Source organism: Stenotrophomonas genospecies 3 (assembly GCF_054473855.1).
In genome coordinates this window covers 97,793-109,921 of record NZ_JBTMUR010000004.1, presented here as the reverse complement: position 1 = coordinate 109,921, position 12,129 = coordinate 97,793, and the positions used below count along the sequence as shown (strand labels likewise).

The following is a 12,129-nucleotide window of genomic DNA, read 5'->3' as shown; positions in this document are numbered from 1 at the left end:
TTCCGGCCGAAAAGCCGCAGACCGCGTGGCGCAATTCCTCCCCCTTTCCGTCTACCGAACGAGTACCGCCGTGTCCTTCTTTGCAAACGTGGAACTGGTCCCAGGCGACCCGATCCTGGGCCTGACCGAGGCGTACAACGCCGACAGCCGCCCGACCAAGGTCAACCTGGGTGTGGGCATCTACTACGACGAGAGCGGCCGCATTCCGCTACTGCGCGCCGTCAAGCAGATCGAGCAGCAGCTCGCCGCTGAAGCCAAACCGCGCGGCTACCTGCCGATCGATGGCCTGCCGGCGTACACGCAGGCCACGCGCGAGCTGGTGTTCGGCAAGGACTCGCCGCTGCTGGCCGCCGGCCGCGTCACCACCGCACAGACCGTCGGTGGCAGCGGTGCGCTGCGTGTCGGCGCCGATGTGCTGAAGAAGCTGCTGCCGCACGCCACCGTTGCACTGAGCAACCCGAGCTGGGAAAACCACCGCGCCGTGTTCAGCGCGGCCGGCTTCGAAGTGGTGGATTACACCTACTTCGACCCGACCACCCACGGCGTCAACTTCGACGGCCTGCTGGCCGACCTGGGCAAGCTGGAAGCCGGCACCGTGGTGCTGCTGCATGCCTGCTGCCACAACCCCACCGGCGCTGACCTCACGGTCACCCAGTGGAAGCAGGTCGCGCAGCTGCTGAAGGAAAAGCAGCTGTTCCCCTTCATCGACATGGCCTACCAGGGCTTCGACAAGGGCATCGAGCAGGACGGCGCCGCCGTGCGCATCATCGCCGAAGCCGGCATCGACAGCTTCATCGTCGCCAATTCGTACTCCAAGTCGTTCTCGCTGTACGGCGAGCGCGTGGGTGCGCTGTCGATGGTGGCGCCGACCGCCGCTGACGCCAAGGCCGTGCAGTCGCAGGTCAAGCGCGTGATCCGCACCATCTACTCCAGCCCGTCCACCCACGGTGCCGCGCTGGTGGCCGGCGTGCTGACCAACCCGGAACTGCGCGCGATGTGGGAGCAGGAGCTGACCGAGATGCGCGAGCGTATCCACGCACTGCGCCAGGGCCTGGTGGAGAAGCTGGCCGCTGCCGGTGCCCCGCAGTTCGGCTTCATCAACGAACAGGCCGGCATGTTCTCCTACTCCGGCCTGAGCCGTGAGCAGGTCGAGCGTCTGCGCGACGAGTTCGGCATCTACGCCGTCGGCACCGGCCGCATCTGCGTGGCCGCGCTGAACCAGAACAACCTGGAATACGTCGCCAAGGCCGTGGCCACCGTCGCCAAGGGCTGAAACAACGCTCCAGTGGTTTGAAGACAAAGGCGCCGAAAGGCGCCTTTGTTTTTTGCTTTTGCTCTTGCCTTTGCCATCCCCACCGCGCTCGCGGCGAACCCTGAAGCGCGTGGGAGGGGGAGGTGATGCAGGACCGTTGGCGCCATGGGCCCGAGGCATGCCTCGGGCGGGTTGGGCAGGACGCACCACCCCGGTCTTGCCGTGTGCGCAGGACAGCGCACACGAGCAAGGCGCCATCGAGCTTACATGGACGTACTTGCAGCGTGTCCTGCATCGCCTCCCCCTTCCACGCGCCTCGACAAAAGGAAGGCGCCACGAGCGCAACGCATCTGGAAACGATTACGCCTTCCCGCGCTCACGCACGGCCCCGCCATACGGGCGACAATAGGCGTTTTCCCGCTGCCGAGACCTGCCCGACCATGTCCCGTACTTCGTTGACCCGCTTCCTGATCCAGGAACAGCACGCCGGCCGCATCAATGCCGACCTGCGCCAGCTGATCGCGGTCGTCGCCCGCGCCTGCACCAGCATCTCCATCGCCGTCAGCAAGGGCGCCCTCGGTGGCGTGCTCGGCGACGCCGGTACCGGCAACGTGCAGGGCGAAGCGCAGAAGAAGCTGGATGTGATCAGCAACGAGATCCTGCTCGAAGCCAACGCCTGGGGCGGCCACCTCGCCGCCTGCGCCTCGGAGGAAATGGACCACAGCCAGCCGGTGCCGGACATTTATCCGCGCGGTGATTTCCTGCTGCTGTTCGATCCCCTCGATGGCAGCTCCAACATCGACGTCAACGTCTCCGTCGGCACCATCTTCTCGGTGCTGCGCTGCCCGACCAACGTCGAACTGCCGGGCGATGATGCCTTCCTGCAGCCGGGCAGCAAGCAGATCGCCGCCGGCTACTGCATCTACGGGCCCAGCACCCAGCTGGTGCTGACCGTCGGCCACGGTACCCATGCCTTCACCCTGGACCGCGAGAAGGGCGAGTTCGTGCTGACCGCCGAGAACATGCAGATTCCGGCGGCCACCCAGGAATTCGCCATCAACATGTCCAACCAGCGTCACTGGGAAGCGCCGATGCAGGCCTATGTTGGTGATCTGCTGGCGGGCAAGGAAGGCGCGCGCGGCAAGAACTTCAACATGCGCTGGATCGCCAGCATGGTCGCCGACGTGCATCGCATCCTGACCCGCGGCGGCATCTTCATCTACCCGTGGGACAAGAAGGATCCGTCCAAGGCCGGCAAGCTGCGCCTGATGTACGAAGCCAACCCGATGGGCCTGCTGGTCGAACAGGCCGGTGGCGCTGCCTGGACCGGCCGCGAGCGCATCCTCGACATCCAGCCCGACCAGCTGCACCAGCGCGTGCCGGTGTTCCTGGGTTCGCGCGAGGAAGTGGCTGAAGCCGTGCGCTACCACCACGCGCACGACGACGCGCAGGGCTGACGGCCTATCGCCTGACAGCGGTCATGGCAGTTCGGTGACATGACCGTGGGGTGACACCGAGGGCGGCAAACGGCACCATCAAGCCGTTGCCGCCTAAGGAATGCACGCATGCACGAGCAGGGCCCGGTCGATTTCATCGAAGTCATCCACAACGCCGTCCCCAGCGAGGTCTGCGCGGCCATCGTTGAGCGCCTGCGCGCTACGCGTGGCCTGCAGCCCGGTGCGGTGGGCAGTGGCGTGTTCCCGGAACTCAAGCACAGCAAGGATCTGCGCATCAGTGGCCTGGACGGCTGGCAGGATGTCGATCAGCAGCTGCAGATCGCGGTGTTCAATGGCCTGCTGACTTATCTACGCCGTTATCCACAGGCGTTGATCGCGCCGCTGATGTTGCAGATCCAGGACAGCAACGGCCAATCGCGACGCCTGTCTGCCGAGGACTTCCCTGACATGCCGCAGCAGCAGCTGGCCGATCTGGCCCGCACCTGCCTGCGCCCGGGTGCGATCAACCTGCAGTGGTATGCGGCAGGCGAGGGCGGCTACCCGTACTGGCATTGCGAGCTGTACCCGAAGGATGCGCAGGCCGAGACCCTGCACCGGCACGTGCTGTGGACGCTGTACCTCAACGACGACTTCGACGAAGGCGAGACCGAATTCCTGTTCCAGGGGCGGAAGATCGCGCCGCGCACCGGCAGCCTGCTGATTGCGCCGACTGCGTTTACTCATACCCATCGTGGCAATCGGCCACAGGGTGGGGACAAGTTCATCGCGACGAGTTGGATCCTGTTCCAGAGTGCGCAGAAGTTATTTGGGGGGTAATGCGGTGCAGCAGCACATGTAACAACAGACCGCTACTTCCCTCTCACTGGGTGGGCCTGATCAAACGGTGAGGCGTCCGGGTCAGCTTTTCCCGTCCAGGCATCCAGTTGCCCAATGTCCAGTTCCGTTGTTCTAAATCTCTCAGAAACACGAGCAGGAATGTCACACTCTCCCCGCCATTCCAACGGGCTCTTCTGATCGAAGAGAGCGTCGACCTGAATATCAACGCGGCCCGGACTAGACGATACAATCGTAATCGTTCCTGACGATGCAGCGCCATAGCATCCATTCTTGCCCGCGAACGCACTGGGCCCGGTGCTACGGAATGCCTTGGCTATGCCATCCGCTATTTTGTAGGAATCGCCAGACTTTAGCCCGTCTGGCAACTCGACAGTGAGCTTCATGAAACTCGATCTATCGCTCCTCCACGAGGAATAGAATGTTCTGATTCCGAACACCTTGCGGTCGCCAGGGACGATCTGATGGCAATCGAAAAGAAGACGCCGACTATCGACCCGCAAACAGTCCTGAGCATTCATCGCCGCCTTATCGACGAAGAATCGAACACTCTTTGCTGCAGCTGCGTCGCCGCTGGGAATGGAAAACAGAAATGCACAGGCTGTCAACGTTAGAAAATTATTCACAGCTTTCTGTAGCAAGCTTGATCTTGGTAGCATTTCGGCTCGTTCTCCGCGCGGCCTCATCGTAGATTTCCTTGTGGCGCCCAGTGTACTTATCTCCATTTCCCGAGAGCACGCCTCTATTGCGATGGAGAACTTCATGGACGATGGTGTCATATAGCTCTCTCTTCTGAGCATCAGAAAGGACCTCAAGATACTGCTTGTCTAAGTAGAGCCTTCTGGTTACGTGATTGTACTGCCCGGCCACATTTCCCATATCCCTTACAAATGGGTCACGTGCAGGGAAATCAAGATCCGTTTCCGTTGCCTTCGCGAGTGCGTATAGGCGATCAATGTCCTCCTGAGTCAAACCTAGTGGATCAATGAAGTTTATTGGATTCCCTGAGACGTACGCGTAGGTATTCAATCCCCCCGCCAAGCCAATCGGATCACTCTGCACATACCGGCCAATGCTCGCGTCATAGTCGCGGAAGCCGTTGTACCAGAGTCCGCTTTCCGCGTCGTAGTACTGGCCCGGGAAGCCAATGTTCAACCCGCCAATCTCATCCTTCTGGACGCTACGTCCGTAGGCGTAGTTGTACGCCTTCCAGACGGTCTGCTGGCTTGGGCTGGTGACGAACTCCGGGCGTCCCAAATGATCGGTATGCACGTAATTGTGCTGCCCGCTGCGAGCAAGCCCAACCAGTTCACCTTCAAACCAGAAGTAGTTGGTCCACACCCCGTTGTTCAGCTCAGTCATGAGCTGGTTCTGGCCGGCGTAGAAGTAGCGGCTGTTGGTGGTCTGGTTGATCTTTGCAACGCGCTGCCCCTGCGCATTGAGCACGTAGTCAGTCGCAATGCCACCGATGTTGCTGCGGCTCATGCGATTGAAGGCGTCATACTCGTAAGTGCTGATCCGGCTGCCTGCGGTCTCGCTGATGCGGTTTCCCAATGCGTCGTACTGGTACTGACGGCTGCCGTCCTGGTTGGTGTAGTTCAGCACCCGGTTGCTCCCCGGGTCGATGCTGTATTGGGTCAGCTGATTTCCTGCCTGGTAGCGGTCGTGATTGCCGCCGGCATCGTAGGAAAGATTGTTGATGACACCGAAGCGGGTCAGCTTGGTCATACGACTCAACGCGTCGTAGCCGATCAACTGGGTCATGTTCGGGTCGACAGCGTCGACAATGGCGGTGATTTCGCCATCGCCGCTGTACTGATAGTCCCAATAGCTGACCTTGCTGCCATTGGGTCCCCAGACCGACATTGCGGTCAGCCGCCCCTCCTGATCGTGGTTGTAGCCCCGGGCAAGCCCGTTGCCGTAGGCCAGCCACTCATGCGCTCCCGTGACCTTCCAGTTTGCCTGGGAAATGATTGAGCGCTGAGTCCCGTCGACCGTCGCCATCAACGCACTTGGTTTTCCTTGGGAGCCATATGTGTAGGTCGCCTTGTCACCGTTGGGATAGGTGATCTGGCTCAGGCGATTGATGCCGTCGTATCCATAGGTGGTGCTGTAGTCCGTCTTCTGACCAGACAGATCGGTGAAGTCGCGGCGTATCTGCAGCTGACCGTTCGGTGTATAGGCAAAATGGGTGGCGGTTCCGGGCCCTGAAGTGCCGCACAGTTGGCCTTTACCATTGCCGCACCAATCGTAGCTGTAACCCATTGTTCGGCCTTCTGCGCTCGCAGAAGTCATTCGTCCCAGACCGTCGTAGCCGAAGGAGACGACGCTGCCATCGGCCCGCGCCGTCGATGTCCGCAGACCTGCAGCATCGTACTGGTGCTGTGTCGTTCCCGTGTCCGGACTCACCTGTTTCCAAAGCTGGCCGAAACCATCGAATTCGTAGGTGGTAACGAGATTGCGGGGATCGCTCACACGGATCGGGCGATCTGCCAGATCGTAGGCAATCTGGGTCGTGCCCCCGGCGGCGTCGATTGATTTGATCAGGCGTCCACGCGGATCGTAACTCATACGGGTGACGCGATTCTGCGAATCGGTCACCTGGGTGACTCTCCCCTCTGCGTCGTAGACGTACCTTATGCTTCTTCCCTGCTCAGTGCTCTCGGATATCACACGCCCCAACTCGTCGTACTGATAGTTCACGGAAGAGACGATGGTATTTAGCCCCATCATGGCCAAGGCAATTGCGGACATGTCTTTTGGGCCTTCCTTAGCGTGGCTCTTCGCAGAATTTCGGGTTGCAGCTACCCTTGTCGTTTTCCGCCCTTACCGTCACCTGTGCCTGCGGCCCCCAAGAGGTGGGCCCAGATGCCAACTGGCCCATATACCCGAATTGCGCAACACCACTGCCGGTGTTCACGGGCGAGACGATCACGGTGAATGTGGCTACAGCGCCTGGTGCGACCGGAGACGAAAGCCCGATGGCCTCGCTGGTCCGCAACGTCCTCAGGACCATATAGGTATCGCTTGGATTCCAGATGACATTGCCAGTGTTCCGGAACTGGAATGTCACGCTGGATGACTGGCCATTGAAGATATGAGGCGCCGAGGTTGATGCGGAAACCAGCTCGGCGCTACGCACCACAGCAGGTACGGTAAAAGCACCTGAGCGATTGATGGTCAGGTTCGGACCGCCAACAGGCGAGATACCGTGCACGTATAGTGCTTTGCCTCCGTGATTCGATCGTACGTTGCCGTCAAGAGGAATCTTGAACCAATAGGCACTTCCGCGTGCCTGACACGCGTTGGCAACGTTTCCGTCGGTGGCCAAGTTGGCGCGGCTCGAAGCGACGAATGTACCGCCACCAGCTGCGCCACCGGCATAGACGTGTACGTCGATCGAGGCGTCCACGCCAGCTGAGCAGGCCCAGCCTTCAATGAAGAAGTTCCAGTTGCCGTCCTGGGTCACGCCGCCGATGTCACCAACGATGCTTGCAGTTGGAATCGCAAACACCCCTGAGTTCGCGAGCGGTCGATCCTGGCCGCGGCCCTGCGGAGATTGGCCGTAGACGGAGAATTTGCGACCGCCCAACTGTTGCCTCTGGGCTAGCGATATCGGCAACTGATACCTATAGGCACTACCTGATGCTTTGCAAGCCGCAGCAACACCTGGCTCGCTGGCAAGGTTTGCCTGAGTGCTACCCAGATAGACGTTGCCATCGGCGTAACCGTCCACCTGGATTGACCCAGCCGAGCCGGTGGAGCAGGCCCAGCCACGTACGAACCAGTTCCACTGCGCATCATGGGTGATTTCGTCAATCACGCCGCTCACCACCGAATCCAGCGGATAGTCGGTTTGTGAAACCTCGGTGCGCGTGCGATTGGAGGCGTTGTTGTAGCTATGACGGGTCCACGCCCACTTGCCGTCCCCCATCGAACGGACTTCCTGTGTCAGTCGGCGCCCTGCATCGTAGCCGTAGCGGACTGTTACGCCATCAGGCTGGGTAAGCGAGGCGATGTCACCTGCAGCGGTGTAGCCAAAGGCGGTCGTCGCCCAGCCGGTTCCCGAACTGGTTCTGTCGAATAGAACGCGGCCGCGGCCGTCGTACGTCAGCTCTCGCACACCACCGTTCGCGTTGACGATGCGCCCCGGCAGCCCAAGTCCGTTGTAGTTGGAATAGCTGATCGTATGACCGAGAGCGTTGGTGGTGCTGGTCAGATCGCCCTGGTTGTTGAAGGTCGAGGTGACGTCATCCTGCGGAAGCGGGCCATCGATTTTGATCGAGGCCTTCAATCCATTGGCGTGATAGCTATAGGTGGTGCGGGTTACCCGCGTCTGGCTGGGCACCCCACGTGCCGTCAGATTGCGCTCAGTCACGCTGGCCACGTTTCCGCGATCGTCATAGGTGTAGGCGACTTCAAGATCACCCACCACCGTTGTCTTGAGCAGCCGGTTACGCGCGGTATCCCACTCCTGCAACGTCGTACGTTCGGCCGTGCTGCCGACCGCTTCCACCCGCTTCAGCAGGTAACCCTGTGCGCTGTAGTCGAAGTTGGTCAGATTGTCCTGGAAATCATGGACCAGATCAGGGTACCCATTGGCGTCGTAGCTCTGCTCCTTGTAGCTGGCAGGGCAGTTCGGCGACGGATCACCCTTGGTCGACACCATCTTTCCGTCCTTGAACGTGTAGGTGGTGCTGCGGCCAAGAGGGTTGATCACAGTGACATCGATATCGACGGGCCGCGTAAGGCTCGGCGCAGCGGCGGCGGTCATGCCGAGAGCGCTCTCCATCGGCAGCGAATCGACAGGCAGCGAGCGCGGCTGGTAGCAGATGCGTGAGCCTCCGGGGCGCTGCTCGCACCATCCACGCTCTTCGTCGGCGCGGACACCGCCCGGTCGAGCCGGGGCGGGGGGCGGAAGCACCGGTTCGGTGCTGCGCACGGCGTAGTTGAAGCGGAATCGTTCGATGCCGCCATTGTGCTCGGTGCTGATGGCGCGCCGCTCCGCGTCGTAGGCAAACGTGGAATAGCGCACGCCGTCAAAGGACTTGCCGGTCAGGGCACCCGGGAAGCGGCCGTCTTCGTAGTGGTAGCTGATCGTCGTTGCAGGAGCGCCTGGCAATGTCGTGCTGGCGAGCCGCCCACGCCCATTCCCGAACACGTTGGGGGTATAGGTGTAGCGGTAGATGTTGCCGGCCGGGTCGGTTACCTGGGAGACCTGTCCATTGGTCCAGCCAAAGCTGATACTGCGTCCCGAGGAGTGGGTGACCTTCTGCAGGTAGCGATCGGTATAGGAGAACGTCCAGCTCACACCTTGCTCATTGCTGAGCCGGGTGATGTAGCCCTCGGCGTTGTAGATTTCCGTCCCGTTGTTTTCGTTTCGAAGCGTGAACGTGCCGTCTCCGTTCGCGGCGAGATACGCGATGGGCTGGGCCTTGTCCTCGTACCAGCGGCCGCTGGCTGGATCCTTGAGATACTTGATGCGGCGACCGTCGGGCCGTTGTACCCACGCCAGCTGGTTTGCATCGGTGAACGCGAGCGAATAGTCGAAGTTGCTCAGCCAGTGATTGCCGAACAGACCGGTCGCGCTCCAGTAATGATTGTAGTTGCGCTGCAGGAACAGGCCCATTTCGCCCTGGCTGGCGAAATCGAGTTCCGGCTCGACCTTGTTGCCGCTGTAGAGCACGACAGGATTGCCCTTGCGGCCATTACAGTCCTTCTCCTTGTCATCGGTCGGCTGTTCCTTCGCCGTTTCGGTCGGAATTGCACCGCCGCCACCGCCATTGTCCATCTGTGACTCGGACAGGTGGACACCACTGCCGCCACCAAATCCAAAACCGCCTGCACCGCCACCTCCAACAGGGAGCGTGGCGGTGACTTGAACGGTTTCGAGGGTGTTTGCCGCAGTTGCCAATGTCATCGGCAGGGAAAGCAGCGGCAGAAGAAGAAGTCGGGACTGCAAGGTGTTCCGTGTTGCAACGTGCGTCATGCGCTTGCCTAGCTCCTCATCCGAGACCGACTCATTCAGTCATCGGGAATTCATGTTTGTAACGAGTGTATGACGGCACGCTGCAACGGTGCAATGGAGGCACGTAATGTTTCTCGTGCATTGCCCATCAATGAGCTGGGCACAGCACAGCGCGACGAATCGCTGGTGCATACGCCAGCAGATGTACACACCTCAGAAGAGCGAACCCTGTGGCGAATCCTTCTTCGGCGGCAGCGGCTTCTGGAACCGGCTGCAATCCAGCTTCGGCCAATGGCTGTTCTGCGCATTGAAGCCCAGACGTTTGCGCGCCAGCTTGAAGCGGTTGTTCAACAGATCGGCATACACGCCCTGGCCCCGCATGCGCGTGCCGAACTGGCTGTCGTAGTCCTTGCCGCCGCGCAACTGCTGGATGGTACTCATCACATGTGCGGCGCGATCTGGATGATGGGTGTCCAGCCACTCGCGGAACAGCGGCGCCACTTCCAGAGGCAGGCGCAGCAGCACATAACCGGCGGTGCTCGCACCTGCGTCGTGTGCGGCCTCCAGCACCGCTTCCAGTTCGCTGTCGTTGATCCACGGAATCACCGGCGCCACCATCACGCCCACCGGAATGCCGGCGTCATGCAGGCGCTTCATCGCGCGCAGCCGTGCGTGCGGCGCCGATGCGCGCGGTTCCAGCTTCGCGGAGAGGTGCGGGTCCAGCGAGGTCACCGAGAAATGCACGCTGACCAGGTTCTCCGCCGCCAGCGGTGCAAGCAGGTCGATATCGCGCTCGACCAGTGCGTTCTTGGTGATCAGCGAGAAAGGATGCTTGGTCTCCAGCATCACTTCGATCAGTTGGCGGGTGAGTTTGAACTTGCGCTCGATCGGTTGGTACGCATCGGTGTTGATGCCCAGCGCGATCGGTTGCGGCACGTAGCCCGGTTTCGACAGTTCCTTGCGCAGCAGCTGGGGCGCATTGGTCTTGGCGAACAGCTTGGTTTCGAAATCCAGGCCCGGCGACAGGTTCAGATAGGCATGCGAGGGGCGTGCAAAGCAGTATGAGCATCAACACTATATGTGTTCGAGGAAAAGTGTTCAGCACTGCGTCCCCTACGGCGGCTTCCCTACAGACTACCTGCGGAGTTCCGTCCTCTTGTATTCCAGCCCAAGGCGGTAAAGGGTAGGTTAGCCGGGCATTGCGACTACCCCCAGACTTGAGGCTCTGCGAGCAGGCCAATTCAGGATGAATTCTTCCTGCTCCGCAGTCTCCACTGCACCAGGGCGCACCGAGCGCACCTTAGCGATCGCATCGATGCCGTCTGGAGCGCAGCCCGTGTCAATGAGAAGCATCGACGCCACGGTCCCCGCTCGCCCTAGGCCTCCTTTGCAGTGCACCACGATCCTGCTTCCGGACAAGAGCTCGGCTGCGAACTGGGGTCCTGTGGATTGCCATGGCAGAAGCAGCCGTGCATCAGGAGCCGCACCATCCTTAATCGGTAGGCCGTGCCACATCAAGCCATGCGCTTTGGCACGCTCTGCCAAGGAGGTAATTCGTAGCTCTTCGAACTCCCACGGCTCAATCAACGTGATCAGATGCTGTGCTCCCCACGCGACTATCGACGCCAGATCGATATCCAAGTCTCGGGCCCAAGACCCCGTCATTGCGACGTCCTGATATTTTCCCGGTGCAAAGGTAACGCCGATCGCACCGCCATTCACGCCGATAGGCAGCGTCGCAATCTGCAGTGGATGAGAATTACTTGTTCTGCTCACCTGCGCTCTCCGAAATCAATGGCCCTGTTGGGCGAGAAGCGAACGCTGCGCCCTTTTAACCTGAAAGTCCAACGGTGAGCCTAGTGGTACGGATATGGTCTTACTGAATCCCATAAGCAGCGCAGAATCGCCCAACGCCTGAGAGAGGGGCCAGGCCCCATTCGACGTTGGAACGAGCCTGGAGGACGCGGTTCCAGAGAGCAGTGAGGCCCAGTTCCAGCCTCTGGCCGGCACCATCCTTACTGGGCGGCCGCTATCGGCCAGAAGCGGCAGCAGGCGCGGCGATACCTGAGGCAATGCGATCTGATCGGAGTGGGCTTAAGCGACGCCCTCCCTCGAGCGCCAAGCCATAACTGGATCAGGGGGGGCTCCAACTCAGGGCTCTCGACAACTCAGCTTGACTGCCTCTATTCTTCCTTTCATGTCCGCCTTCTCGGCCCGCCACCGTCGACTCATCCGGTTCAGCCTTTTCGTGCTGATGCTGTTGAGCGTCGTTGTTCGGCCGATCGTGATCCAACAGGGCGAGCTCCATACTGCCGAGCACGACATCGCTGCAACGGCAGAGCACGGGCACTCACACGGTCCTGGAACTGGCGACAACGTAGATCCGAAGCATGCATCGGGCGTGCACAGCGTCCTTCACCAGGCCGATGTGAGCTTTGCCGGCATGCTGGTGTCTTCGAATCTGAACCTAGCAACTGTTCCGCCGGCATCTTTACTGCCCGGCCTGCACTCCGTCGATGAGCCCTCTGGTCATCGCGGCTCGCCATTCAGACCTCCGATCGTCTGACGACACCTGCCGCGCTGTAGCGGCCTGAGCGCGCTGTCCACCCAATGTTGGC

At 60.9% G+C, this 12,129-nt stretch carries 7 protein-coding genes and 1 pseudogene; 4 read left to right on the top strand and 4 right to left on the bottom strand.

Annotated features, from left to right (window positions below):
* Positions 1-70: 70 nt before the first annotated feature.
* The 3 genes from ACX9OT_RS07090 to ACX9OT_RS07080 all read left to right on the top strand — a co-directional run bounded on the left by ACX9OT_RS07090 (position 71) and on the right by ACX9OT_RS07080 (position 3,525).
* Complete coding sequence (locus ACX9OT_RS07090) at positions 71-1,273, top strand: amino acid aminotransferase (RefSeq protein WP_049462449.1); 1,203 nt, start codon at positions 71-73, stop codon at positions 1,271-1,273.
* Between the two features lie 419 nt (positions 1,274-1,692).
* Entirely contained in the window at positions 1,693-2,709 is a 1,017-nt protein-coding gene (locus ACX9OT_RS07085; protein WP_459001548.1) for a class 1 fructose-bisphosphatase, read from the top strand.
* A gap of 108 nt (positions 2,710-2,817) precedes the next feature.
* Complete coding sequence (locus tag ACX9OT_RS07080) at positions 2,818-3,525, top strand: 2OG-Fe(II) oxygenase (RefSeq protein ID WP_134950649.1); 708 nt, start codon at positions 2,818-2,820, stop codon at positions 3,523-3,525.
* A 636-nt stretch (positions 3,526-4,161) separates the two neighbouring features.
* On the opposite strand, the gene ACX9OT_RS07075 is transcribed toward ACX9OT_RS07080, so the two are convergent.
* From ACX9OT_RS07075 to ACX9OT_RS07060, 4 genes and pseudogenes are all read right to left on the bottom strand, one after another.
* Positions 4,162-6,297, bottom strand: a complete 2,136-nt coding sequence (locus ACX9OT_RS07075; RefSeq protein ID WP_277779116.1) for an RHS repeat-associated core domain-containing protein — start codon at positions 6,295-6,297, stop codon at positions 4,162-4,164.
* Between the two features lie 16 nt (positions 6,298-6,313).
* The gene (locus ACX9OT_RS07070; RefSeq protein ID WP_277779117.1) at positions 6,314-9,532 is read right to left on the bottom strand and encodes a DUF6531 domain-containing protein; all 3,219 of its coding nucleotides are present in this window, start codon (positions 9,530-9,532) and stop codon (positions 6,314-6,316) included.
* A 192-nt stretch (positions 9,533-9,724) separates the two neighbouring features.
* Positions 9,725-10,579: pseudogene (locus tag ACX9OT_RS07065) on the bottom strand (PA0069 family radical SAM protein); the annotation flags it as partial.
* A 120-nt stretch (positions 10,580-10,699) separates the two neighbouring features.
* The gene (locus tag ACX9OT_RS07060) at positions 10,700-11,287 is read right to left on the bottom strand and encodes a cyclin-dependent kinase inhibitor 3 family protein (RefSeq protein ID WP_012478648.1); all 588 of its coding nucleotides are present in this window, start codon (positions 11,285-11,287) and stop codon (positions 10,700-10,702) included.
* A 397-nt stretch (positions 11,288-11,684) separates the two neighbouring features.
* Here ACX9OT_RS07060 and ACX9OT_RS07055 point away from each other — a divergent pair, with 397 nt between their 5' ends.
* Positions 11,685-12,077 (top strand): hypothetical protein, encoded by a 393-nt coding sequence (locus tag ACX9OT_RS07055; RefSeq protein ID WP_229298500.1) that lies wholly within the window; start codon positions 11,685-11,687, stop codon positions 12,075-12,077.
* Positions 12,078-12,129 lie beyond the last annotated feature (52 nt).